The following is a 25,106-nucleotide window of genomic DNA, read 5'->3' as shown; positions in this document are numbered from 1 at the left end:
TCGCTCTTCTCTCTTTATTCTATTCGGGTGGAGCTGTAATCGTGACAATCGCCCGCTTAAGCCCAAGTTTGCTGTCAAAATGACCCGAGATACCGAATATTGTAGGGATTTCTGCGGTTTCCCAGGAAATGATGTGCTATTTCCATTGTATTCATCCCATTTAGGCGGACAAACCAACAATTTGTTTTTTCTTAGAAAAATGTAGCTTTCTCATCACAAATTGTGCAGAAAAGAGTCTCAATGATTTCCGCATTTTGTACAGGCAATTTTTCTATTTTCTCATAAAATAAAGACGAGGTGATGAATAGATGGTGAAAATTTTTATTGATCCTGGCCATGGAGGAACAGATTCTGGAGCTGCTGTTAATGGACTTTTGGAGAAAAATATAACACTGCAAATCGCGATTTTATTGAGAGATATGTTGATTAGTGATTATGATGACGTTTCCGTCCGCTTAAGTCGTTCAATTGATCAATCCGTTACTTTGGCCCAGCGTACAAATGCGGCAAACAGCTGGGGAGCTGACTATTTCGTGTCTATTCATGTTAATGCGGGCGGGGGCACAGGTTTTGAAAGCTTTGTGTATCCTGGCGTTTCAGCACCAACCACCACGTATCGCAATGCCCTTCATGATGAAATTGTTCGCTCGGTGGATTTTGCCAACCGCGGTAAGAAAACAGCGAACTTCCACGTTCTTCGAGAAACTTCTATGCCCGCTATTTTAACAGAGAATGGTTTCATTGATACGGCAGCTGATGCAAATAAGCTCCGCAACGCGACCTTCCTTCAAGGCATCGCTCGCGCTCATGCCACTGGATTAGAGAAAGCCTTTCAGCTGAAAAAAAAAGCAAGTAATCTTTATAAAGTACAGGCTGGAGCTTTCAAGGTGAAAGCCAATGCAGATGAATTAGCAGCCACGCTGAAATCAAAAGGCTTTGACGCCTTTGTTGTATTAGAGGGAGGTATGTTCCGAGTACAAGCCGGAGCTTTTCGTACAAAGCAAAATGCGGATGACCTCGTCGCAAGATTGAAACAGGCCGGTCACGACGCATTCGTTTTCCAATAACTGAAGCTGTTATAACGAAATAAACCGGCTCAAGTCTGCTGCTGAGCCGGTTTATGATTGATTCCTTTATGCTAAAATGTTCACGACAAATTGAGACCACGTTTCAAGTCGATCGAAGTATTCAGGCTTTTTCAAATCAGATGCTTTCATCCATTTTCCTGATATTTGATCTGTTTCTTTCACTTCTACATGAGCACTTGGAGATAATTCAAGCGCTGATAACAGTCCAATGTGCACACGGCCGACACTGTTGTCATCATCATTAATTAAACCAAGGGTTTTCATCTCAAGTTTGTCTTCTTCTTGAATAGAAAGTTCCTCGTCTAGTTCACGATCCGTATTTTCTTTTAGAATTTCAGCAAAGTTTTTGCCTTCGATGAAATTCATGTGACCACCAAAGCCAAGAGATAACTTATGATGCAATCGAGTCTCTCCCCCGCCTTGAAGCCTTTCATATACATACACTTCGTCCTCACGCTTAATCACGACATAAGGAATCGGCTGCTTGAAGTCAGGATTTTCTTCCGCATCGCCTCTTCGCATCTGCTTGAAGTGCTCTTCGATTTCTTTCATAATTGTGTTGATTGTTTTCTCTTCACTATTCACACCATTAAACGCAAGCGTTTCGTTTTGGAATACGCGTGTGCGCGGTGCAACTAGTATGATTTCATCCATTTTTCCCATGTTCTTTAACCTCCAGTATGTAACGCATTGTATGAAATGGCAAAAAGCCAAAACGAGTGATGCGTTTTGACTTTTACGCCTTACTTATGATTCATCTCCAAAGAAGAAGTCGTCATCTTTTAACGGCTCAACCGTCGCTTTTTTGTAGCCATTCCCTTTCATTGAGAAGAAGTCATGCGACTTTGTTTTTGTATTGAGTCCGTTCAATACAATTGGATTGATCTCTTCTTCTTCAAAGTAAGGGGCAAATCCAAGGTTCATTAACGCTTTATTGGCATTGTAACGAATGAACTTTTTCACATCATGCGATAAATTGACTTGGTCATATATATCTTCCGTGTAATGAAGTTCATTTTCATAAAGCTCGTTCAAGAGGTCAATCGAGAAATCGTACAGCTCTTTTTGCACGTCAGGTGTTTGTTTGTTGTAAATTTCTTGTGCTAATAATCCAACGTACACACCATGAATCGCTTCATCACGCAAAATCAAGTTGATGATTTCACCGCTTTGCATGAGCTTTCCTTGTCCATAAAAATAAAGTGGGTAGTAAAAACCACTGTAAAATAGGAAACTTTCTAAATAAACAGAAGCAACCATTGCTTTAAAGAGGGAAATCGGATCGTCCTTTTGAATCGAACGGTATAAACTGACAATCATATCTGCTTTCTTTTGCAAGAATTTATTCTTTTTGACCCATTCAAACACTTCACTGATCGTTTCAGTTGGTGCGAGTGTCATGAAGATATTTGAGTATGATTTCGCATGTACCGCATTTTCCATCATCGCCATAAAGTTTAATACCGCTTTACGCTGATGGCCTTCTACATGTTCAGCCACTATCGGCATCCCTGTATTTCCTTGTTCTGTATCAAGTAAAGTCAGTCCAGCAAGTACCTTCATGTACGTATCTCGCTCTTTTTCACCTAAATATTTCCATGTCAAGAGATCCCCGTTTAAGGAAATCTCTTCAGGAAGCCAGAACTGCTTCACATTTTGGTTGTAAAACATTTGTGTAAAATCGTCTTCGTGTTTTGACCAGTTGGCTGCATCATAAATTTTTGTCACGTTAAACTCTCCTTTAATCAAACAACACAAGAAAGACAGCCTTCCTGCCCTGTATCCTTCGTTCTTGCATAATAAAGTGTCTTAATGCCTTTATGGTGTGCATACAGATCGATGCGGTTTAAGTCACGCGTTGTCATCGTATCTTTCAGGAATAGTGTAAAGCTGATTCCTTGATCGACGTGCTGCTGAATCGTTGCGATCATATCGACCACTTTAAACATATCCATATCGTACGCTTCTTTATAGAAGAACCAGTTTTGCGCTGAAAGACCTGGCATTGGGTAATACGTTTTGCTGTTGCCGTATGTTCTTTCTTCGATACGTTCCATAATTGGCATAACAGAGGCTGTTGCCGATTGCACATAAGAAATGGAACCTGTTGGTGCAATACATAAGCGGTAGCTATGGTACATGCCATTTTCCGCTACAAAGTCTTTGAGTGCTGCCCAGTCTTCTTTTGTTGGAATGTGCATGCCTTCAAATAATGCTGCTGCTTTTTCTGTTTTTGGTGTGAAATCATTCTCCACGTATTTATTGAAGTACTCGCCCGTTGCGTAGCCAGAGCCTTCATAACGATGGAATGTTTCTCCTTTTTCTTTTGCAAGCTCACTTGAACGTTTAATTGAATAATAGTTTACCATCATAAAGAACGTATTCGCGAAATCTCTTGCTTCTTCACTTTCATAGGCCATTTGGTTTTGAGCCAAATACCCGTGAAGGTTCATCGCGCCAAGTCCGATTGACTTCATCGCTTTGTTCGCTTTTCGAACAGCTGGTGCATTGCGAATGTCTGTTGTTTCAGATACAAGCGTTAGTGAGTCTGTTGCAAGTTTGACCGTTTTTTCGATCGATTTGTTTTTCATGACATTCATGATATTTAATGAACCAAGGTTACAAGAAATATCAAGACCAATTTCATCTTCTTGATCGTAGTCCGCGTAAGAAGAGACCTCTGAAGCTTGAAGCACTTCTGAGCAAAGGTTTGAGAATTTCACTCGTGAAATATGGTTTAATGCATGCTCTCTATTCACATTATCTTGGAACATGATATATGGATAGCCAGATTCTGAGCGAAGAACAGCCAATTTTTCAAGAAGCTTTCTCGGATTGACTTTTTCTTTTTTGACTTTCGGGTTTTCTACAAGCTCATCATACATTTCTTCCATGTCCATCTCATCAAGATGCTGTCCATATTCTTTATAGACTGTGTGCGGATAGAAGGTGTAAGCTGTTTTATCTTCTCTTGCAAGCTCGATAAATTTATCCGGGATGACAACACCGATGGACAATGTTTTCACACGAACATCTTCATCTGCAGAGATTTTTTTTGTATCTAAGAAATCATTAATATCTCTGTGGAAAATATTGAGGTAGGCACTGCCTGATCCTTGTCTTTGTCCCATTTGATCTGCATATCTGAATGCATTATCAAGAAGCTTCATCACACCGACGACACCTTTTGTCGCGTTTTCAACATCTTTGATTGCTTCGCCTTTTGCACGAAGTTTTGACAGGTTCAAGCTGACGCCGCCGCCTAATTTTGAAAGCTGCATGGAAATATCAATCGCTCTTGAAATATCGTTTAATGAGTCATTCACTTCAAGCAAGAAGCAGCTCACAAGCTCACCGCGTCTTTTACGCCCAGCGTTTAAGAATGTTGGTGTACTTGGCTGGTACTCCTGATTGATCATCAATTCTACAAACTCAAGAGCTTTTTCTTTATCTCCGCCCGCAAAGAAAAGCGCTACAATTGAAATGCGGTCTTCATAGCGTTCAAGGATTTTCTTTTTATCATTTGTTTTCAGTGCATAGTCGTTGTAAAACTTAAACGCACTCATGAATGATGGGAATCTAAATTTCTTCGCATATGCAGCTTCGAATACTTCTTTAATATCTGCCATGCTGTATTGTCTTAAAAATTCTTCCTCATAGTAGTCGTTTTCTATTAAGTAATCAATCTTCTCTTCTAAGTTGTGAAAGAAGACTGTGTTTTGATTAATATAATCTACGAAATAACTATGTACAGCTTCTTTGTCCTTATCGAACTGAAACTTTCCTTCTTTTTGAATCATAATCTCGTTATTTAATTGTATCCACTTTGGAACCTGATTTTGTGACAATTCTTTCTACCTCCTGTGTAAACAATTCAACATCCCTTTTTGTTCCGCTTAGTTCAAAGGTGTGCAAAATAGGAACTTGATATTGTTTAGAAATCGTATCGGCGCTTTTGGCAAAATTATCTCCCCACACTTTGTTTCCACTCACCGCTACACCTAGTAAAAGGTGAGCATTTTTCTCTAAAAAGGATTGAGTGGTACTTGGGACTTGTCCAAATCCTGTCGTAAAGGTGACGAGAATAAACGGCGTATCCAAAAACTCTTCTCCAGTCAATTTTCGTTTGTCTGTAAAAGGGGTCTTGTCCAAAAAGCGTTGAACATTTCCTGTTTTTGAATCAAATACGATTTGAATCAATTCCATCACGACCTAGTTTTTAGTATTGTTGATCATTTCGTTATTCACTATATATAGTATACTATGTTTTTTCAAAACACAATATATAGATGTTCGAAACGAAAAAAATCAACCAACCCGGCCGAACATTCATAGCCAAACTCGTACGTTCAAATAAATAGAGCAGAACAGGATCTAAAAATAGACTGCTCTACTCTCTATTCAACTGAAACCGAAATCTATCATAACACGAAAAAAAATCGCTTAGTAGACTAGACTTTTTGTTTTATTTTTTGTAGGCATCGCACTGTAAATCTTCTGACACTTCTGTAATTTCCACTTCAACACCTAATTCTTTTAGCACCGCTTCAAGCGCAGAGACGATTGAAGCTTCTCTGACTAATTCTTTCCCATTTACAGAAACGCTTGTTCCATATTCAAAACAGGAGTCGTCTTCACAAGTTTGTTCCCAATGATTAATTTTAATTTTGTGTGTCATGAACTCATCCTTTTCTGTCTAGATGTCTGATGCATGATTATAGTGTAGCGACTTCACATTCATTTGTAAATTTACGTGCTTACTCTTCCACAGAATCGTCATCATCATAATCTTCGTCCCACTCATCTATGTATTTTGTTTTAATAAGGGTCAGTTCTCCCTCTTTTTCATCAAACCGGTACACATGTACTTCATCATCTTTCACAACTGCAAAGTGATTATTTTTTAGTGCAACAGCTGATTGTAATAGGCCATCTATATGTCCATGATCATCTTGATTAGAATAGTTATGCCAGCTTTCCTGTCTCGATTCAATGTTTGAAATGGCGCATGATCCAAATAAGACAACAATCCCAACTAGTAGAAGGATCACTCTAATCCTTCTTAATTCAAGCTCTGCATTTTCCATATCGCTTCCCTCACCTTTCTTCATATCCAATAAGGGATTATACGCAGAATAGGCAGAAAAGTTTCACGGCATGCAAAATAGCCCCTCTGCACTGACAAAAAACGTAGCGGGTTCCGGCCGGTTTATTCGCAGATGCATGGGGCTATTAGGTCGAACATATCCTATTCTAATTCTAGATTTACATTCTTTTGAGGTGCAAATGTAGAAATGGCGTGTTTATAAATAAGCTGCTGCTTCCCTTCTGTTTCAAGCAGCACCGTGAAATTGTCAAAGCCTTTCACTTGACCGCGAAGCTGAAAGCCATTCAGTAAGAATACTGTGACAAATGTATTGTCTTTACGAATTTGATTCAAAAATTGGTCCTGAATATTAATCGGTTTCATGTTTCGTCCTCCTTGATTCTGATAACTACAGTTTCGCTTTAAGTCCAAGCTTTCCTGCTATATATGCGAAAATTTCCTCTTTTTTGTCTGAAAAGTGGCAAGGCGGTGTCATGTCGAACCAAGTGACATCCATTTTATTACGGAACCACGTGAACTGACGTTTCGCATATCTACGGGAATTTTGCTTTAATTGCAGGATAGCTTCATCAAGTGAGCAGTCACCTTGAAAATACGCATACAGCTCTTTATAACCAATCGCTTGAACCGATTGACAATCCTTCAAGCCAGATTGATAAAGTGCGCTCACTTCCTCAATTAAGCCTTCATCTATCATCATATCAATTCTTTGGTGAATGCGCTCGTACAAAAGCTCTCGATCCATTTTCAGCCCAATGAAGGCTGTATCATAAAGAGGAACTTCTTGATGACCATTTTGCATCTCCGACATTTTCTGACCTGTTGTATGGATCACTTCCAGCGCCCGGATCACGCGGCGGACATTATTCGGATGAATGGTTTTTGCAGCATCAGGGTCTACTGCCTTTAGCTTTTCGTGTAGCTGAAGGGAGCCATGCTGCTGTTCAAACAGCGCCATTTCTTCTCTAAAAGAAGGGTCACTTTTCTCATCGGTAAATGTGTAATCATATAAAACAGATTGGATATACAAACCTGTTCCGCCGACAATCATGGGTGTTTTCCCTCTAGCGGCAATCTCTTTGATTTTCATACGGACCAGCTGCTGAAATTCAGCTGTAGAAAAAGATTCATCTGGCTCTTTCATATCAATTAGGTGGTGCGGGACACCATCCATTTCTTCAGGGGTGATTTTAGCTGTTCCAATGTCCATTCTTTTATAAATCTGCATAGAATCACCGCTGATAATTTCTCCATTAAATGCTTTGGCTATATGAATGCTCAGTTTTGTTTTGCCGACAGCCGTCGGTCCTACTAATACAATCACTGGTTGTTTCGTTTTTTTCATAACATCACTCTCTTTTACAAACTGCCTACAGTATAGCATAACTTCTCTTTCTCTCCTATATAGGGCCTATCACCAGCCGAGTGGTTCATTTCCGACCACTTCATATGTCTTTCCTTTTAATCGGTGCGTATGCGTCGGCCGCTCTTCGTCCGGACTATAGACGACTCCTCCGTACGGAATGGGGACAGAATCGTTATAGGCTGAAAACGTGACTTCCTCAATCTCGTGATAGTGCGTACCATCTAATCTCGGTATCGCAGGCCCTGTGACGCCGTAGTATCTGTGGAAATGCCCTCTCTCAAAAGAGGTGACCCCGCGATAGTAATGAGTATGCTGATCGGTATTGCTCCCATTGACAGGCTGAGAAATACCTTCTATTAAATGATAATGCTCTTCTGTTACATCCGTTCGTGCTTTATAGGCATGAGCATGCGGCGGGCATTTTGCCCAATCAGATGGATACAGGCCCATTTTTAACATTCCTCCTTATAATAGGCGTTCATCCAAACACATATAGGCCAATCGAATACACTGATGTCAGTTACAGTGATTTTATGTGAGAGGAGCCTTTTTTTATGAATTATTTTGATGCACCGCCATTTATGCAAGAAGACATGAGAAGACCTTTTGGATTTGGAAGACCTGGATTTGGATTTGGAGGCCCTGGGTTTGGAAGACCTGGATTTGGGTTTGGGAGACCTGGATTTTTTGGACCTCCATTTTTAGGTGGTTTTGCTGGAGGACTACTTGCAGGATCCCTGCTTGCGCCAGGCTATGGCTATGGCTATCCTTATCCACCACCATATCCGCCATATGGACCATACCCTTATTAATAAATATGACTTTTAAGTGAAAACAACCTTTCATAAAATGAATCGATTGACACATTAGTTTTTCATGGGTTAACATTTACTTTACCGACCGTTCAGTAAAGTAGGTGTTTTTTTATGTCTAAAACCAAAAAAGAGCAAATTTTTGAGGCAGCTGCTCGTACGATTTTAAAAGAAGGATTAAGTCAGCTTACCCTTCAGAAGGTAGCAGAGCATGCACATATGACCAAGGCCGGCCTGCTTTATCATTTTTCAAGCAAGGAAGAGCTCATTCAAAAAATGAATGAGCACGCGATTGTCTGCTTTCGTCAGCAGCTTGAGTCGTATCAGGAAACATACAAAAACGAAAAGGCTCCTTATGTACGTGCATATATTTTGGCGACATTAAATGATCTTGATATGAAAAACACGACCCAGTTATGTACAAGCATGCTGGCCACCATGTCATTTGATGAAGCGTTATTGAACCCTTGGCGTGATTTTTATGCGGAGTTTAAAGAGAAAGCAGCAGAGGAAATAAATGATCCTGCGCTGAGCCAACTGATCCGACTTGCATGTGATGGGATATGGTTTTCAGAGATGTTTCAGCTTGAACCGCTGAACCGAGAGGAAAAAACCCTTTTACTTCATCGGATTTTACACCTTTTAGAGGAGGGAACATGATGATCCTCGGATATCTTTTTCTAGCTGTGGCCATTTTTTCAGAAGCCGTTGGCGCCGTGATGTTAAAATTCTCAAATGGCTTTACTCGCTTTAAGCCTAGCGCTGTCGTTGTTGCTGGATATACACTTGCCTTTTATATGCTGTCATTGACACTGAATATCATTCCGCTTAGCATGTCTTACGCAACATGGTCTGGCGTTGGTACAGTCCTCACGGCTATTTTTGGCGTGCTTTTTTTCAAAGAAACCTTGAACCAAAGAGCAATCATTGGGATGGCGATGCTTGTCTTAGGGATCGTACTTTTAAATATGTCATAAAGGATGTGAGAGATCATGAAAGGAATGCTCTATTTAACAGGGGCTATTTTGACAGAGGTTTTTGGGAGTACGATGCTGAAGCTTTCCCAAGGTTTTTCGCAACTGCTGCCGAGTATTGGGGTCCTGATCGGATTTGGGTGTGCCTTTACCTTCCTCAGTCTGGCACTTAAAACGATTGACCTTTCGTCTGCTTATGCAACATGGTCTGGCGTTGGAACAGCACTCACTGCTCTTATCGGACTCGTGCTGTTTAACGAAACCATTCACATAAAAGGCTTCATCGGACTTGCACTAGTGATATGCGGCGTGATTGTCTTGAACCTGTCAAAAAAACAAAAGAAAGAAAACAAAGAACAAATCGATCAAACCAAATGGACGTCATAAAAAAAGTCATTTTCTCCATTTCATTAAGAGAAAATGACTTTTTGTTTTTACCCGCCGACTTGAATGGTTTCTTCTAAGGAAATGTCCACATTTCCTTGAACAGCTCTTGAGATCATACATGAGCTTTCGGCTTTGTGCGCGAGCTTACGGGCAAGCTCAATATCTTGCGGAGAAGCAGAGGCTTTGAGGATGATGACAGGCCGGTGAATGATTTTTTCATATGTAAACACACCATTTGTCACATCTACGACAGCCTCAGAACTCATTGTGAGATCCTCTTTTTCTAATTGGCTCCGCTCCATCATAGCGGCAAGTGTAATAATATAACACGTAGCCGCTGCACCTAAGAGCATCTCATCTGGATTTGTTCCGATGCCGGGACCGTCCATTTCTTTTGGAATTGAAATCTTCGTTTTTAACTGTTCACATGAGATTGTACCCACATCGTTGCGCAGGCCAGGCCAGCTCGCCTGAAGATGAAAATGATGACGCGCCATATTTGTCTCTCCTTTTGTTATCACTTTTTATAGTGTAACAAGAATTCACGCTGCTTGTCTTAACATGTGCACCATCTTTATGTATATTCCTCATCCAGCACTGTCCGAATCGCCCTGACATACCGGTAGAACGTCTCGTTTTTTGTACTCGACCGCCGCCGAAAGTCAAAACTGTCAAATAAAGCTTCACGCTGACTTCTACTAATCTCTAGCTGTACACTTTGCCCTGTTTTAGTAAGATTATTAATATTATGATTGCTTGTTCCGCTCAGGGTTGCGTGTGCGACAGCCAGTTCAGCAGAAAATCCGTTCCGCTCTAATGAGTTCACTATTTTTTCTGCACGGTCGTAATCTGTTCCGCCAACGAGCGTATGGTCAATGCCTTCCTCACCTTTGTATCCATGCACTGCTAAGATATAATCGTGTGCTTTTGCCTGCGCGACGCCGACTGGCTCATCAAAGTTTGTACTTGTCACATGAAGTTCTGACGCATTCTCTCTTAAACCTTCAAACAAATACGTAGAGAAATCATTATCGAAAAAATGGACGATCTCACTCACGCCGCCTTCAATTCTCCCGCCATGGGGTGACATCACAAGAAGACGGCTTCCAGGCACTGGGTTGGCTGTAATTTGATAGCTGCTTGTTGATTCGTTTTCTTCCAGTTCTTTAAAATTGCTATAAATATCATTTGAACCGCTTTCGTCTTCCCCACCTGATGACAATGGCTCATCAGGTTCCTGTGCTTGCATTGTATAATAAACGCCCCATCCGATCGCAAGCAGGAGAAGCAAAGCAAAAAACTTCTTCATTCCCGTTCTCCTTTAACAGATTTCTAAGCCGTTTCTATGATTTATATTGAATCATCATTTCTTTTCATTTTTTCCACTTTTTCTCTTCAAATTTGATCATAACACTCTAGATCATGAGATTCCTCAAAAATAAGATAATTGCATTTATATACACAGAAACGCCTCTCGTCTTTGAAAACAGAGTTAGAATAGTATGACAGACAAATGAAGTTATGTTTAAAATGACCTAGTTCTATCCAGTCTGTTTTCTTTAATTCGGCTACTTTTTATATGGATTTGATTTTTCCCCTCTGTGACAAGTCACATTTGTATGAGCATTGACCCTGTCTAACCCCTCCTTTTTTTCTGCAAAATCGTTTGTTTCACCGGTTCTCTAAGAAGAACTCTCCCACCTATCATCGGCTGATTCTACATGTTTTCCACCTTTTTCTATTATTTTACAAAATGTAAGCGCTTTTCTTTTTCATCAGAAATGAGTAAGCCGCCAATATGAAGAAAAGAAGGGACAAGAATCCGAACAAAGCAGCTCTCATTCTCATAACGTAAGAGTGTACAAGAATGGATAGCTAGAATGGAGGGCATCACATGTTTGGATTTTCGATGGTACAAATGGTCAGGACACATGCTAGTAAACTGGATCAGCCTTTAAGAGAGGCCGTCCTTCACCTTTATAAACCTTTTAAATGGACGCCATGCTTTCTTCATCGTTTCTTTGAAGGAAGATTAAAGAAGAGAAAGAAACTTCGTGTGATTATTGAATTTAAGGAAGACGCGGTCGAAGCAGGAATTCAAAGCACAAAACAGCTCATGAAAAAAAGTAGAAAAACAAATATCAAACGGCACTTTTCACATATCGACTGCTGCGCTGCAGACCTAACACCGGCTGCTTTAGAGGAGCTGTTAGCAAATGGTGAGCATATTCGTAAAATTTATTTAGACCGGAAAGTTCATGCACTTCTGGATGTTGCCACACAAGCAAGTCACGCGGATGAAGTCATCCGAAACGGTACAGCCTTAACTGGGGAAGGCATTACGGTCGCTGTCATTGACACAGGAATTTATCCACATGAAGATTTAGAAGGAAGGATTCGCGATTTTGTGGACTTAGTCAAGCAAAAAACAAAGCCTTATGATGATAACGGGCATGGCACTCACTGCGCTGGAGATGTAGCTGGAGACGGAGCGGCCTCAGATGGCTTGTACAAAGGACCTGCTCCAAAAGCTCATTTAATTGGCGTAAAAGTGTTAAATAAACAAGGGGCTGGATCGCTTTCTACTATTATAGAAGGGGTTGAATGGTGCATTCAGTTCAATGAAGATCACCCTGATGATCCGATTCATATTATGAGTATGTCACTAGGCGGAGATGCTCAGCGTTATGATGACGAACAGGACGATCCGATGGTGCGTGCTGTCAATGCTGCTTGGGATCAAGGCATTGTAGTATGCGTCGCAGCCGGAAACTCTGGTCCTAACAGCCAAACGATTGCGAGCCCTGCCGTCAGTCAAAAAGTGATTACGGTTGGCGCTTTTGATGACCGGAATACACCAGAATCAAACGATGATATCGTGGCACCATTTTCAAGCAGAGGTCCTACTGTTTATGGTGAGACAAAGCCTGATATCCTTGCACCAGGAGTAAACATCGTCTCTCTCAGATCACCAAGATCCTTTCTAGATAAACTCGACAAATCAAGTAGAGTCGATGATGATTACACGACGTTATCTGGCACATCTATGGCAACACCGATTTGCGCTGGTATTTGTGCTCTTCTATTAGAGCATTCACCAGATTTAACGCCAGATGAGGTCAAAACCCTGTTAAAAGAAAATACAAGCAAGTGGCCTGGGGATGACCCGATGATTTACGGAGCAGGTGCCATTGACGCAGAAAAAGCCATCAAAGAATAAATAAAAAAGCCCTTTACGTTGATTCGTAAAGGGTGTTGTTTTTGTCTGTTATTACGTGTGAAGTCTTTCATCTACTTGATCAGCTGACATGTTATGCTTCGTTCTCATACATCTCATCTCCTTTTTGAATGTGCGTACGCGCTTCGATCACAATCTCAAAAAAAGTGGAGGATTCCTTGTACATGTCGCGTTCCTTATAATAATTAGCCGCATCAAGTGCTAATTCCTCTAAATCAGCAAACATTTTTTTGCTTCGCAGTCCAAATAGTGTCGATCTTAATTGCTCACAGCTGTCTTTTTCTATATAAAGCGCCTGTAAAAATTGGAATTTCAACTGATAAATTTCATCTTCCAATAAACAAGCCTCGTTCATTCCTTTACGTATAGCCTCACCCGCTCGCTCGATATCTCCGAGTTTAAACCAGGTAAGAGCAAGTGAAAATAATGATTTGATCATCGTGGATGCTTGATCTTTTTGATAAAGGGAAATGGCTTGTTCAAAAAAGACTGTCGCTGTATGGTACGTTCCCATACTATAATGACAAGCTCCTAAGTTATTAAGAGCCATTGCTTTAAAATAAGATGTGCACTTTTTCCGCTCCATCGCTTCACAGACCTTTAACGTTTTTTCTAAGTAAGGAAGCGCTTTTTGGTGCTGACTCACATCAATCCAATTACCTGCCATGACAAAATCACATTGAATGCTTCTTTTTCCATAAAGCTGATGTTTCTTATAAATGTCTCTCGCCTTTTTAGCATAATGCATGGAGAAATAAGTTTGTTTCATATGATAGTATACTTCAGCGATTTTATAGTAAAATTCCGCTTTTTCAATCTCATCTGTCACTAAGATCAGTTGATGTTCCGCATGCTTGTAATAGGAAATGGCCTCGATGTACCGGCGCTGGATAAACGCATACATTCCATGAAAAAAATGAAAGTAATAGCCAAGTAAGCCTGTCATCTCATCTTCTCCATCTTCCATTTCTTTCGGAAAAGACACGGCTTGAAGTGTTTCACTCGCTGCATGGACTGGCGTTAAATGCTGAAGCATCAGTTGATGGCGAAAATCCATTAGAGAATAATATAGAAGTAAATCTTGATCTTCTTCCATCTCATGAATTTCTTCTTCAACAAGGCGCTTCATATCGTTTGCTTGTTCGACTTCAAATTTGCAAATATGCGTGTACCATTGATTGATCTTTACACCTACTTCGGAAGATGGTATTTTATGTGCCATCCACTTCAGCCCCATTCTATCATATCAAACTGATAACTATTATTTTACATAATTTATGTTTTCAAGGCAAATTGTAATTTATTGCATAATTTATGTTCATTTCGCATATTTCTATCTTTTTTACCAAGTTTAAATAGAGTACTTTTGCCCATCAAAACGATTTTTCTATGAAGATGGGTCAAATTCTCTTAATACTTCTTTTAAAGCACGGATATAACGTCTGAATGCTTTTTTCTTTCCTTTTCTCGTATCAAAATGGTCGAAAAAAGCCTCTCTCTGTGCCGTACTAATTTCTAACTGAACGCTTTCACCACTTGCATTTCGATTATTAATGTTTTTAGGGTCTGTTCCTGAAAGCCGTTCGCCTTCTTGCACCATTTCTGCAGAAAATCCTCGATCTTTTAATTCTCGTACAACTGCTCTTTGCATTTTTTCATTTGTACCGCCAACTAACGTGTGCCTTTTATCACTTTTGTAGCCGTGGATGGAAATGGAGAAGGGGTACGTTTTAATCATTTGAACCAATATCGGTTCATCAAACTTGGTGCTTGTAATATGCAAATCACGATTATTCTCTTGTTTCGTTCCTTCAAACAAATACGTCGAGTACCTTTCTTGAAATGCTTCTACAATTTCACTTGTTCCTGGTTCAATTTCCCCTCCATGAGGAGAAAAGACGAGTAAATCACTTCCACCCTTTTCGTGAAATTCTATTTCATAGCCTTCTTTTTCATGCCTGATAAGCTGTTTAAAGCTTTCATATTGATCCCCTTTTTTTCGCTCTTTTTGATACTTTTCTACCTCTACTTGATGTTGCTTTTGCTCTTTTTTTTCTTGAACAGAATGGCCGCATTTCACCATTAAAAGAGCACATAGGATCAGAAAGATGAATCCACATATCAGTAGCCTTTTCATTTCACCGCTCCTTTTCATTCTCTAAGGTGTCATCTTATCGCATTATTTTACTATCAATGGCTAACAGAATTCAAAGGTTGTCCGGCTCATTTAAACGAATCAGGAGAACTTACCTGTTTTTTTATGCCTCTCTAGGTATTTCTGACTTCTTTGAATCATTCGCTGCTTGAATAAAAACTGCATCGTATGACCTTATTTTAGATTTAGTTAAAATCACCTACAAAAATAGACATATTCTTCTGATTTCAAACAAAAAAAGCCGTAAACAAAAGGGATACCCTTCTGTTTACAGCTAATTATTGTATATCCATCATTAAACTCTTAGTTCATTCTCTAAAGCTGAAAGGACTTCATCTTGTGAAAGCCCTTGTGCAAGAGAAATTTCACTCACTAACATGCCTCGAGCATCTTCAAGCATCTTCTTTTCACTTGAATTTAATGCTTTCTTCTGATTTCGTCTCATCAGATCTTTGACAACGTCTGCACCATCTTCGATCGCACCTGTTTTTAGCTTTTTCATATTTTCATCATATCTTTGCTTCCAAGTAAGCGTGTCGTCGTTTGTTTCTTCTGCAAAATTGTTCATCACAACTTTCAGCGTTGCTTGATCTGCTACCTGACGTATACCTAGTTGATTGATTCTGCCTCTTGGGATCATCATCTGCATATTCGGCATTTGAATCAGAAAATATTCTTCCGTCTTACCTAAAATCTCTTTTTCTTCCATTCCTTCAATCACACCGGCACCATGCATAGGATAAACAATTTTATCACCTATTTGAAACAAATCCGCCACCTCCGAAAGTATTCACAATTTGATTATACCACATTTCATCGGCGAATAAAAATTTATATTTTATCATGTTATTTTAGCACTAGTCAATTCTTTTCATTTAAATTTTTCAGAAAAGCCTTTTTTACAAAAGATGCGCCACCATCCAGTCCCCTTGTCTTATTCGTGCATATACTAGCATTGAGTCACATTTAGGAGGGATGACAATGTGCAAATGCAAGTGCAAACATTCCCACTCAAACTGTTATAAAAAGCATGACGATCATTGCCATGAGGACCCATGTAAAGAAAAAAAGTTTCATCATAAAAAAGATGATTGGTTTGAGAGCGATTTCTGGGATACTTCTAGAAGCTACGATCCCTATTATTACCCTAAAAGTGTCTGCAGCAGTTGTAAGAAGCGTCGTAGAAGAAGACATGGCTTCTCATATTAGCACCTGACGCTTTCAACTGCTTTTTGTTTTCCCGGCTGAAAAGCCGGTTTTTTTCATATGGATAGGCTCATGAAACGGATCATGCTCATAGGATATGGCAACCTGACATAAAGGATGAGATATCAAATGAACAATATGAATAGCCAAATGAATCATCATCACGAAGGAAATCCGTACCATACGTTTGAGAATGTGTATACAGCCAATCATGAGCATGTGGTCGCGCCAAACATGCATGATCATATGAATATGCCAAACCATTATCATGGTAAAAAAGATAAGTACAGCGGACATTATCCGCATCATCATTCAGCCTATCCGCCTTTTCCAAATCAGCATGACCCCTTTTCGCATGTTCCAATGAAGGATCACCATTATCATGGCCACTATGGTGGATATGGAATGATGCCATATCATCCATACGGATATCAAGATATGCAAATGATGATGCCGAATCAACAAATGCCAGGCTTTGGGTACGGAATGAACCAACCAAATGCGCATTTTCCCCGTTATTACTAAACAAAATGACAAAATAAGGGTACAATATACCATTTAATACCACACAGGGATATGGTAACATTATAGGTAAATAATGGATTAAATCATCTATTATTTACCTATAATCAACAAGGGGGAATGAAGAAATGAAAAAAACATGGACAATGATCATGATGGGGATGCTCACACTGGTCATGGCACTCTCGGTACCGATTGCCGCATCCGCTGAAGGAGCCACACAGGAGGGCAAGGCATCAACAAATGCCAGACCAGCAGAACTTTATGCGAAAATTACAGGTACAAGTAAGCAGGAATGGTCTTTTTCTGACATTGAGCTAACATACCGCCCAAATTCTGTGTTAAGTATCGGTGCCATTGAGTTCACATTACCTGCAGGCTTTCAAGCGACAACAAAAGACATCTTCAACGGAAAAGCATTAAAAGACAGCTACATTTTGAACAGTGGAAAAACTGTCCGCATTCCAGCTAGAATCGATTTATTAGGAATCTCACAATATAAATTACAACTTTCACATAAAGTACTTCCTGCTGCAGGTACATACACGTTCCGCGCAGAAAACCGTGCGCTTAGCATTGGTTCTAAATTTTATGCAGAGGACACCCTTGATATTCAAACACGACCAGTTGTGGTCACACCGCCAGATCCGTGTGGATGCTAAATAAAAAAGCGCTCTAATAAGAGCGCTTCAGCGTGTAGACAAACCTTCGCATTCGGTGTCAGGTCTGCGCTCCGGTGCTCGTCCTTCCTAGGGCTGCAAAGGCTTTCTATCACGCTGAAAAGAAGACAAAGGGCTAAAATGATTTTTATTTTAGCCCTTTGTCTTCTTTTTATTTGATCACATGACCCGTTTAAACATTTTCTCCATTTCATATGTCGAGTGATGAATGATAATCGGCCGGCCGTGCGGACAAGTGAAAGGATCCTTTGTCTGCCTGAGTTCATCTAATAGTGCTTTGATTTCATCATTTCGCAAATGACGATTTGCTTTGATAGAGCCTTTGCAACTCATCATGATTGCCGCTTCTTCTCTTAATTTTTTGATATCTACACGTTTCTCATCCAGCACTTGCTCTATAATCTCTTCGATCAGTTCAGCCTCTTCCCCTTTTGGAAACCACTGTGGATGCGACCGAACAATGTAGCTTCCTGAACCGAAAGGCTCTAAGAAGACACCCACTTTCGTTAGTATTTCTTTATGCTCTTCAATAATCAGCATATCGTTTTTCGAGTAGTGGAATGTTAATGGAACGAGCATTTCTTGCACTTCCTGTTTGATCTCTCCTACTTTCTCACGATAATACTCATACTTGATTCGCTCCTGGGCCGCATGCTGATCGATAATATAAAGTCCACGTTCATTTTGAGCCAAAATATATGTGCCGTGCATTTGCCCGATGGGATACATGACTGGAACACGTTCGTTTTCTGAAATGGTTTCTGCAGCATCTTCTCTAAGTTCTGACTCTTCATATTCAAGAGAAGCGGCGGATTCCTCTACATGAACACGCTCAGATGGAGCATCTTCATTAAATACGGGTGATGATGCACCTGTCATTTCCTGCGTAGGCGTCCCGTATATGCTCATCTGATTCGTCTCGTATACAACCGATTCGAAAGGCTCCGGCTGATAGGATAGCGATGTTTTCGCCTCGTTTGTGTTTCCTTTTTTCGCATCAAAGGTTAAGGATTGCTGCTCATTTTTGATCGCTGGCATTGGTGCTTTCTTTGGCACCGAAGCACTTGGAATGAGCTGCTGCTTTTGAAATACTTCCTTAATTCCTTGTTTGATTAGCTCATGAAGTTCCTGCTCTTTACTAAGTCTCACTTCAAGCTTCGAAGGATGAACGTTCACATCCACTAAAATGGGGTCCATCTTCATCTCAATAAATGTAATCGGGTGGCGGCCAATCGGTAGCAGCGTGTGATACCCTTCATGGACCGCTTTCACGAGAGGAAAATGTTTGACATATCTGCCGTTTACAACAGAAGACATATAATTCCGTGATGCCCTTGTCACTTCTGGTAAGGAGATATATCCTTTCACTTCAAAATCAAGTGATTGCACATGAAGTGGCACCATTTTTTTCGCAACAGCTGTCCCGTAAATGGCCGCAAGCACATGCCGCACATCCCCGTTTCCATTCGTCTGAAGCAGGACTTTTCCTTGGTGACGCAAGCGAATCGATACTTCTGGGTGAGCCAGCGCAATTCGATTGACGACATCTGATATATTGCCAAGCTCCGTATGAACGGTTTTCATGTATTTTAGGCGGGCCGGTGTATTGTAAAATAAGTTGGTAACGACGATCTCGGTACCGCGGCGACTAGAGGTTTTTTTCTCTGAAATGATCTTTCCGCCTTGCAGCACCAGGTGCGTTCCAGCTCCTTCACCAGTACTTGTTTTCATTTCTAGATGAGAGACAGATGCGATACTTGGCAGTGCCTCTCCCCTAAATCCGAGCGTTCTGACACGGAACAGATCATTTTCATCTTTGATTTTACTCGTTGCATGGCGCTGAAAGGCGAGCTTACAATCTTCAGCATCGATTCCAACACCATTATCAATCATTCTAATAGAGGAAAGACCTGCTTCTTCTACATCGATTTCAATCACTGTACTACTTGCATCGATTGCATTTTCCATAAGCTCTTTTACGACAGAAGCTGGACGCTCGACTACTTCACCTGCAGCAATTTTATTGGATAGGTCATCGGATAACTGAATAATCTTTGCCATTTTGCTCACCTCACCTTACATGATAATTTCTTTTGCAATTCATATAGCTTAGTCATCGCTTCGAGCGGAGTCATATCCATTAGATTGAATGACTTTAATTCCTCGATCACCGCTTGATCTTTCTGTTTTAGAACTGGTTTGGTTTGCGGTTTTTCTTCTACTTCAAAGAAAGAAAGCTGCTGCTTTTCCTCAGCCTTTTCTGTTTTTGGAGCTGCAGATACGTGCGGGGTCACTTCATGTGATCCGCTCTCAAGCTCCGTCAAAATGGTCTGGGCCCTATCGATGATCGCATCAGGCAATTCAGCAAGCTGCGCTACATGAATACCATAGCTTTTATCAGCTGCACCCTCTTTGATTTGATGTAAGAAAACGACCGTGCCTTCATGCTCTTCAGCACGTACATGAACATTTTTCAGCTCGCTTAATTGAGATTCAAGAACTGTCAGCTCGTGATAATGTGTGGAAAAAAGCGTTTTGGCACCAATATGATCGTGAACAAATTCAATGATCGCCTGTGCAAGAGCCATTCCATCATAGGTGCTTGTCCCGCGTCCAATTTCATCAAATAAAATCAAGCTGTTTTTCGTTGCATGCACCATTGCATTTTTTGCTTCGAGCATCTCTACCATAAAAGTACTCTGACCAGAAATCAAATCATCTGCCGCCCCAATGCGTGTAAAGATTTGGTCAAAGATCGGAAGAGTTGCCTTCGATGCCGGCACAAAGCAGCCAATTTGCGCAAGAATGGAGATAAGCGCCATTTGTCTCATATACGTACTTTTCCCTGACATATTTGGTCCAGTAATGAGTAAGGTTTGCCGGCCATTTCCCATATGGCAGTCATTCGGTACATACTCCTGGTGATCCATCACTTTTTCAACGACTGGGTGACGACCATCTATGACATCCACCTCATCCTCTGAGAATTCAGGACGGATATAACGGCGTTTTTCACTGACAGTCGCAAAGCATTGAAGCGCATCCAGCTCACTCATTTGTTTTGCAAGCAGTTGTAATCTAGGAATATAACCTTTCACTTGTTCTCTGAGAGCTGTAAATAGTTCATATTCCAATTCGTTAATATTTGATTCTGCTTCAAGTATCAGTGCTTCTTTTTCTTTTAATTCAGGTGTGATATACCGCTCTGCATTGGCAAGCGTTTGTTTTCTTTCATAACGGCCTTCCTCCAGCAGATGTGTATTTGCGCGTGTCACTTCGATATAATAACCAAACACTTTATTAAACCCGACTTTTAAGGAGCGAATGCCGGTATATTCCCTTTCCTGCTGTTCAAGACGTGCAATCCAGTCCTTTCCGTTTCGGCTGGCATCACGGTATTCATCTAATTTTGCATTGTAGCCATCTTTAATCAAATTGCCTTCTTTTATCGTCATCGGCGGATTTTCATAAAGTGCATCTTCTAATAAATTAAGCAAGTCGCCACAAGGATCAATCTCATTCGCTCTTGATTTTGCCATTTCCTCTGGCAGTGAGTGCACAAGCTCTTTAATGGCTGGTACTTGTTTTAAGGATTCCTTTAACTGAATGAGATCACGGGCATTTACGTTGCCAAATGCGACACGGCCCGCTAAACGTTCGAGATCATATACTTGCTTTAACCGTTCACGCAGATCCTCTCGTTCAAAGAGATGGTCCATGAGAATTTGCACCATTTCCTGGCGTTCTTTAATGTGCGAAAGCCGAATTAACGGCCGGTCGATCCATTGCTTGAGCAGCCTTCCACCCATCGCTGTTTTTGTTTCATCTAACAGCCATAACAAAGAGCCCTTCTTGCTTTTTGAGCGGATCGTCTCTGTTAATTCAAGATTTCGTTTTGAGTAAAGATCAATTTTCATTGTTTGTTCGAGCTCAAACACTTGAACTTGCTGAAGGTGATCGAGACTTCTTTTTTGCGTTCTTCTTAAATAAGCATATAATGTCAAAAAGGCCGATCTAAGTTGCTCGCTCAGGCGGGACACGAGCCGCTCAGCTTCATCGATCAATTCATCACTATCTTCGTATGAAATGGTCGCTTGGCACCGATCCTTTAAGGTCTTGACTGTTTCCTCATCCAGCTGCTTTGACACCACAATTTCTTTTGCACCGACAGAATAAATTTCAGACACGACTTCATCTAATCGATCAATGAAAGCCGCCATGTTTTCACCAGTAGATAAATCGGAAAGTGCAAGTCCATATCCACTTTCAAATTTTGTCACAGAGGCAATGAAGTTGTTTTCATTTTCACTTAAGCCTTTACCATCCATCACCGTACCTGGTGTAATGAGTTGAACGACTTCTCTTTTGACCACACCTTTTGCCGTTTTAGGATCTTCCACCTGCTCACAAATCGCGACCTTGTAGCCTTTTGAAATCAATTGTTCTATGTATGCAGAAGCAGAATGATAAGGAACACCGCACATTGGTATGGTCCCGCCATCTCTGCTTGTTAGCGTGATTTCTAATTCTTGTGACGCTTCTTTTGCGTCATCAAAAAACATTTCATAAAAATCGCCTAAGCGAAAAAATAAAAAGGCATCTTGATACTCTGCCTTGATTTTTAAATATTGCTGTATCATGGGCGTATAACTTGCCATATTTTTAATCCCTCACTATATTACATTCGAATTCATACCATCTTTCATTATAGCATAAAAAATCACCTTTTTTCCCCTAGATAGGACACAAAAAAACTAGGGGGATATGCGCCCTAGTCATCAATTACTCTTCTGGATCACCCGCTAGGAATTCTGGATGAATATCCTCTAACTCCTCATCCACCTCTTCTTCCCACTCATGATCATCTTTTTCTTTCCAGCTTGAATTGACCTCTACAACAATTTTTGTTTCTCCTACCACTTCAGCAATGAACTCCCGCTCTGCTTGAACGATAATTTTATTGCCGTTTGGAGAAATGGTCACTTCTAAGCAATTCGGCTGCTGCAGCACTTTTGCAATCACTTCGTGCTCATCATCAAGGAAATTTTTATCTTTATATCTCAGTTTGATGATGTCTACATATTTCACCCGTTCTGTGACGACTTCTGTTTTTGTGTTATCAGCGTAAGAATACCATACGTTAATATCAAAGGTTCCTTCAATCTCAACAGTTTTACCGACCTTTTCAGCATCATACTTATGATTAATGATCCAACCACCTAGGATGCTGGTTGGTTTTTGCGATGGAGAAATGGTGTGTGTGCTTTGGGTGAATTTCCTCCCTTTTGCAACCACCGCTTTTGTAATAATTTCTCTGTATTCAGACATTCCGGCATGCCTCCTTGTTCTTGATCGTTTTATCTTATGCTGGGCATTCGTCTAGTGTGTCACGATTTTGAACTTCATGTTCAATTAAATTCATTTCTGTTTCAGTGTATGCATGGTCGCCCATAAACTTGCCTTGAAAATTGGAAAAGTTGGAGAGTGAGAGATTTTGGGGTGACGAAGCAAGAAGTAGAATGGGAAGTGAGATTTTTGTTCTTTCAAAAAATGATGATAGCAAAACAAAAAACCCCGCATCTGCGGGGTTTTCTCATTTAATGGAGCAACTTGGTGATGAGTTTTTGACTTTTGAACCGGTTTCTCCTAATAAGAGGTCACCGCCGGTTGAAAGAATAATTTCATCTGTTACTTGATTAGAAATCGTATGCGCTACGAGCTGAAGCAGGGAATTGACTACCACTTGTGATTCTTTGAATTCTTGAATCACTGGGATTTCATCCAGTTCTTCTTGCAGGGCATCGATTTTTTCTTCCACTTGCTTTAAGGCTTCATGTTTGCCGTAATGCTTTAAATTCACAGCTTGTTTTTGAAGCGCCTTAATTTGATTAATAATCGTTGAAATTTTTGTATTTTCATTGATTTGCGCTTCTGCTTTCTTGAAGAAATCAACTTCTTCTGTTTCAGAAATCATTTTAGCGAGCTCTCTTGCGCGCTCGACAATCTCTTTTTTTGAATAAAGCGTCATTTTAATTCACCTCGATAGCTTCTCCAACCATTTCTCCGTCAAGAGACCAAGTTTTGGCTTGTGTTATTTTCACTTTGACGATGTTGCCAATCGCTTCTTTTGGTGCTTTAAAATTCACAAGCTTGCTTTTACTTGTATATCCGGCTAGGATTTCAGGGTTGTTTTTACTTTCACCCTCTACTAATACTTCGACAGTCTGCCCTTCATATTCCTTCATTTTTTTCGCAGAAATTTCATTCACGAGGGCATTCAGGCGCTGCAGACGTTCTTTTTTCACATGCATTGGCACGTTGTCTTGCATTTTCGCTGCTGGTGTTCCTTCTCTTGGAGAGTAAATGAACGTATAAGCAGCATCAAACTCAACCTCGCGATAGAGGGAAAGTGTTTCTTCAAATTGCTCATCTGTCTCATTTGGGAACCCAACAATAATATCCGTTGTTAATGAAGCATTTGGCATCGCTTCTTTGATTTTGCGTACAAGTTCAAGGTAACGTTCACGGTCATATTTTCTCGCCATAAGCTTCAAGACAGAAGAACTGCCTGATTGAACTGGCAAATGAATATGATCGAGAAGGTTCCCACCCTTAGCAAGCACTTCAATTAAGTGATCGTCAAAGTCACGTGGGTGGCTTGTTGTAAAACGGATACGCGGAATATCGATTTTACGCAGCTCATCCATCAAGTGTCCAAGACCATATTCCATGTCTTCAAAATCTTTTCCATACGCATTCACGTTTTGACCAAGAAGGGTAATTTCCTTATATCCTTCTGCCGCTAAACGTCTAACCTCTTGAATAATTTCGTCAGGGCGGCGGCTTCTTTCTTTACCGCGCGTGTAAGGGACGATACAGTATGTACAGAATTTATCACAACCGTACATAATATTCACCCAGCCCTTAATTTTTCCTTGGCGGGCTCTCGGAAGGTTTTCAATGACATCGCCTTCTTTTGACCAAACCTCAATGACCATTTCTTTTGAAAGATAGCATTCAGATAGCAGCTCTGGCAGGCGATGAATGTTGTGTGTACCGAAAATCAAATCAACAAATGGATGTTTCTTCAAAATTCGGTTGACGACAGATTCCTCTTGCGACATACATCCGCAAACACCTAAAATTAAATCTGGCTTTTCACGCTTTAATGCTTTTAAATGACCAAGCTCTCCGAACACTTTGTTTTCCGCATTCTCACGAATTGCACAAGTGTTTAATAAGATGACATTTGCATCTTCCGTTGAGTTTGTCGGTTCATAACCAAGCGCCATAAAAATACCAGCCATCACTTCTGTGTCATGCTCATTCATTTGACAGCCATATGTGCGAATATAAAACTTGCGCCCGTTTCCTAACCCTTGAAAACGCTCGTCAATTTGAAATTGATTGTATTCGACTTCTTCTTTACCCCGTTTTTTTGCATCTTTTAAGGAAGGCGGAATGTACACAGCTTCAAAATACTGGCTGTAGTCCTTCTCGGATTTTTTGTCCGAAGAACTTACTTGTCCGCTCGCTTTTCTCTGCTCTTCATTCATGAATTTGTACTCCTT

General features: G+C 40.5%; 27 protein-coding genes. 8 read left to right on the top strand and 19 right to left on the bottom strand.

Annotated features, from left to right (window positions below; genetic code table 11):
* The first annotated feature begins 308 nt into the window (after window positions 1-308).
* On the top strand, window positions 309-1,067 hold the full coding sequence (locus tag MKY83_RS08905; RefSeq protein WP_065097329.1) for an N-acetylmuramoyl-L-alanine amidase: 759 nt from the start codon (window positions 309-311) through the stop codon (window positions 1,065-1,067).
* 66 nt (window positions 1,068-1,133) lie between these two features.
* On the opposite strand, the gene MKY83_RS08900 is transcribed toward MKY83_RS08905, so the two are convergent.
* The 9 genes from MKY83_RS08900 to MKY83_RS08860 all read right to left on the bottom strand — a co-directional run bounded on the left by MKY83_RS08900 (window position 1,134) and on the right by MKY83_RS08860 (window position 8,011).
* On the bottom strand, window positions 1,134-1,751 hold the full coding sequence (locus tag MKY83_RS08900) for a hypothetical protein (protein ID WP_065097328.1): 618 nt from the start codon (window positions 1,749-1,751) through the stop codon (window positions 1,134-1,136).
* Between the two features lie 84 nt (window positions 1,752-1,835).
* Entirely contained in the window at window positions 1,836-2,816 is a 981-nt protein-coding gene (gene nrdF, locus MKY83_RS08895; protein WP_003212452.1) for a class 1b ribonucleoside-diphosphate reductase subunit beta, read from the bottom strand.
* Between the two features lie 17 nt (window positions 2,817-2,833).
* Entirely contained in the window at window positions 2,834-4,936 is a 2,103-nt protein-coding gene (gene nrdE, locus MKY83_RS08890; RefSeq protein WP_044141838.1) for a class 1b ribonucleoside-diphosphate reductase subunit alpha, read from the bottom strand.
* Window positions 4,896-5,288, bottom strand: a complete 393-nt coding sequence (nrdI, locus tag MKY83_RS08885) for a class Ib ribonucleoside-diphosphate reductase assembly flavoprotein NrdI (protein ID WP_008360380.1) — start codon at window positions 5,286-5,288, stop codon at window positions 4,896-4,898. Before nrdI ends, nrdE begins: the two co-directional genes overlap by 41 nt.
* Before the next feature lie 265 nt (window positions 5,289-5,553).
* Window positions 5,554-5,766, bottom strand: coding sequence for a hypothetical protein (locus MKY83_RS08880; RefSeq protein ID WP_003212415.1), 213 nt, complete (start codon window positions 5,764-5,766; stop codon window positions 5,554-5,556).
* Window positions 5,767-5,845: 79 nt separating this feature from the next.
* Window positions 5,846-6,175 carry a YmzC family protein gene (locus tag MKY83_RS08875; RefSeq protein WP_044141839.1) on the bottom strand — a complete coding sequence of 110 codons (330 nt, stop codon included), beginning with the start codon at window positions 6,173-6,175 and terminating at the stop codon, window positions 5,846-5,848.
* A gap of 161 nt (window positions 6,176-6,336) precedes the next feature.
* Window positions 6,337-6,558, bottom strand: coding sequence for an RNA chaperone Hfq (gene hfq / locus MKY83_RS08870; protein ID WP_003211269.1), 222 nt, complete (start codon window positions 6,556-6,558; stop codon window positions 6,337-6,339).
* A gap of 25 nt (window positions 6,559-6,583) precedes the next feature.
* Window positions 6,584-7,540, bottom strand: a complete 957-nt coding sequence (miaA, locus tag MKY83_RS08865; protein ID WP_065097326.1) for a tRNA (adenosine(37)-N6)-dimethylallyltransferase MiaA — start codon at window positions 7,538-7,540, stop codon at window positions 6,584-6,586.
* Window positions 7,541-7,609: 69 nt separating this feature from the next.
* Entirely contained in the window at window positions 7,610-8,011 is a 402-nt protein-coding gene (locus MKY83_RS08860) for a YmaF family protein (protein WP_003211728.1), read from the bottom strand.
* 104 nt (window positions 8,012-8,115) lie between these two features.
* Here MKY83_RS08860 and MKY83_RS08855 point away from each other — a divergent pair, with 104 nt between their 5' ends.
* The 4 genes from MKY83_RS08855 to MKY83_RS08840 all read left to right on the top strand — a co-directional run bounded on the left by MKY83_RS08855 (window position 8,116) and on the right by MKY83_RS08840 (window position 9,734).
* Entirely contained in the window at window positions 8,116-8,373 is a 258-nt protein-coding gene (locus tag MKY83_RS08855; protein WP_065097324.1) for a spore coat protein, read from the top strand.
* A gap of 114 nt (window positions 8,374-8,487) precedes the next feature.
* Window positions 8,488-9,033, top strand: a complete 546-nt coding sequence (locus MKY83_RS08850; RefSeq protein ID WP_065097323.1) for a TetR/AcrR family transcriptional regulator — start codon at window positions 8,488-8,490, stop codon at window positions 9,031-9,033.
* Window positions 9,033-9,350, top strand: a complete 318-nt coding sequence (locus MKY83_RS08845; protein WP_065097322.1) for a multidrug efflux SMR transporter — start codon at window positions 9,033-9,035, stop codon at window positions 9,348-9,350. The genes MKY83_RS08850 and MKY83_RS08845 overlap by 1 nt, the downstream gene beginning before the upstream one ends.
* Before the next feature lie 15 nt (window positions 9,351-9,365).
* A complete protein-coding gene (locus tag MKY83_RS08840) occupies window positions 9,366-9,734 on the top strand; it encodes a multidrug efflux SMR transporter (RefSeq protein WP_065097321.1) in 369 nt (122 codons plus the stop codon).
* A 47-nt stretch (window positions 9,735-9,781) separates the two neighbouring features.
* Here the strand turns inward: MKY83_RS08840 and MKY83_RS08835 are convergent, their stop codons facing one another.
* Both MKY83_RS08835 and MKY83_RS08830 read right to left on the bottom strand, forming a co-directional pair.
* Window positions 9,782-10,231, bottom strand: a complete 450-nt coding sequence (locus tag MKY83_RS08835; protein ID WP_050944954.1) for an OsmC family protein — start codon at window positions 10,229-10,231, stop codon at window positions 9,782-9,784.
* 77 nt (window positions 10,232-10,308) lie between these two features.
* A complete protein-coding gene (locus tag MKY83_RS08830; RefSeq protein WP_044141847.1) occupies window positions 10,309-11,043 on the bottom strand; it encodes a poly-gamma-glutamate hydrolase family protein in 735 nt (244 codons plus the stop codon).
* A 585-nt stretch (window positions 11,044-11,628) separates the two neighbouring features.
* Between MKY83_RS08830 and MKY83_RS08825 the strand changes: the two genes are divergently transcribed.
* A complete protein-coding gene (locus MKY83_RS08825) occupies window positions 11,629-12,954 on the top strand; it encodes a S8 family peptidase (RefSeq protein ID WP_340910881.1) in 1,326 nt (441 codons plus the stop codon).
* A 91-nt stretch (window positions 12,955-13,045) separates the two neighbouring features.
* Here MKY83_RS08825 and MKY83_RS08820 read toward each other — a convergent pair whose 3' ends face one another.
* The 3 genes from MKY83_RS08820 to MKY83_RS08810 all read right to left on the bottom strand — a co-directional run bounded on the left by MKY83_RS08820 (window position 13,046) and on the right by MKY83_RS08810 (window position 15,896).
* Window positions 13,046-14,194 carry a Rap family tetratricopeptide repeat protein gene (locus MKY83_RS08820; protein ID WP_106067499.1) on the bottom strand — a complete coding sequence of 383 codons (1,149 nt, stop codon included), beginning with the start codon at window positions 14,192-14,194 and terminating at the stop codon, window positions 13,046-13,048.
* A gap of 165 nt (window positions 14,195-14,359) precedes the next feature.
* Entirely contained in the window at window positions 14,360-15,109 is a 750-nt protein-coding gene (locus tag MKY83_RS08815; protein ID WP_113767692.1) for a poly-gamma-glutamate hydrolase family protein, read from the bottom strand.
* Window positions 15,110-15,422: 313 nt separating this feature from the next.
* The gene (locus MKY83_RS08810; RefSeq protein ID WP_044141851.1) at window positions 15,423-15,896 is read right to left on the bottom strand and encodes a CarD family transcriptional regulator; all 474 of its coding nucleotides are present in this window, start codon (window positions 15,894-15,896) and stop codon (window positions 15,423-15,425) included.
* Window positions 15,897-16,462: 566 nt separating this feature from the next.
* Here MKY83_RS08810 and MKY83_RS08805 point away from each other — a divergent pair.
* Window positions 16,463-16,858, top strand: coding sequence for a hypothetical protein (locus MKY83_RS08805; protein ID WP_106028924.1), 396 nt, complete (start codon window positions 16,463-16,465; stop codon window positions 16,856-16,858).
* A gap of 125 nt (window positions 16,859-16,983) precedes the next feature.
* Window positions 16,984-17,517: a biofilm surface layer hydrophobin BslA gene (gene bslA, locus MKY83_RS08800; protein WP_106065317.1), complete on the top strand. Its 534-nt coding sequence runs from the start codon at window positions 16,984-16,986 to the stop codon at window positions 17,515-17,517.
* A gap of 177 nt (window positions 17,518-17,694) precedes the next feature.
* Here the strand turns inward: bslA and mutL are convergent, their stop codons facing one another.
* From mutL to miaB, 5 genes are all read right to left on the bottom strand, one after another.
* Window positions 17,695-19,596 carry a DNA mismatch repair endonuclease MutL gene (gene mutL, locus MKY83_RS08795; protein WP_217012508.1) on the bottom strand — a complete coding sequence of 634 codons (1,902 nt, stop codon included), beginning with the start codon at window positions 19,594-19,596 and terminating at the stop codon, window positions 17,695-17,697.
* 5 nt (window positions 19,597-19,601) lie between these two features.
* Entirely contained in the window at window positions 19,602-22,193 is a 2,592-nt protein-coding gene (gene mutS / locus MKY83_RS08790; RefSeq protein WP_185107288.1) for a DNA mismatch repair protein MutS, read from the bottom strand.
* 124 nt (window positions 22,194-22,317) lie between these two features.
* A complete protein-coding gene (gene cotE, locus MKY83_RS08785; RefSeq protein ID WP_003212450.1) occupies window positions 22,318-22,863 on the bottom strand; it encodes an outer spore coat protein CotE in 546 nt (181 codons plus the stop codon).
* A gap of 265 nt (window positions 22,864-23,128) precedes the next feature.
* Entirely contained in the window at window positions 23,129-23,563 is a 435-nt protein-coding gene (locus MKY83_RS08780) for a RicAFT regulatory complex protein RicA family protein (protein WP_065097314.1), read from the bottom strand.
* Window position 23,564: 1 nt separating this feature from the next.
* Window positions 23,565-25,091 carry a tRNA (N6-isopentenyl adenosine(37)-C2)-methylthiotransferase MiaB gene (miaB, locus tag MKY83_RS08775; RefSeq protein WP_044141857.1) on the bottom strand — a complete coding sequence of 509 codons (1,527 nt, stop codon included), beginning with the start codon at window positions 25,089-25,091 and terminating at the stop codon, window positions 23,565-23,567.
* Between the last annotated feature and the right edge of the window lie 15 nt (window positions 25,092-25,106).

Origin of the sequence: Bacillus sp. FSL M8-0266, from assembly GCF_038613425.1 — a bacterium.
GTDB classification, from domain to species: Bacteria; Bacillota; Bacilli; order Bacillales; family Bacillaceae; genus Bacillus; species Bacillus pumilus.
This window is presented reverse-complemented; position numbering and strand designations above follow the sequence as displayed.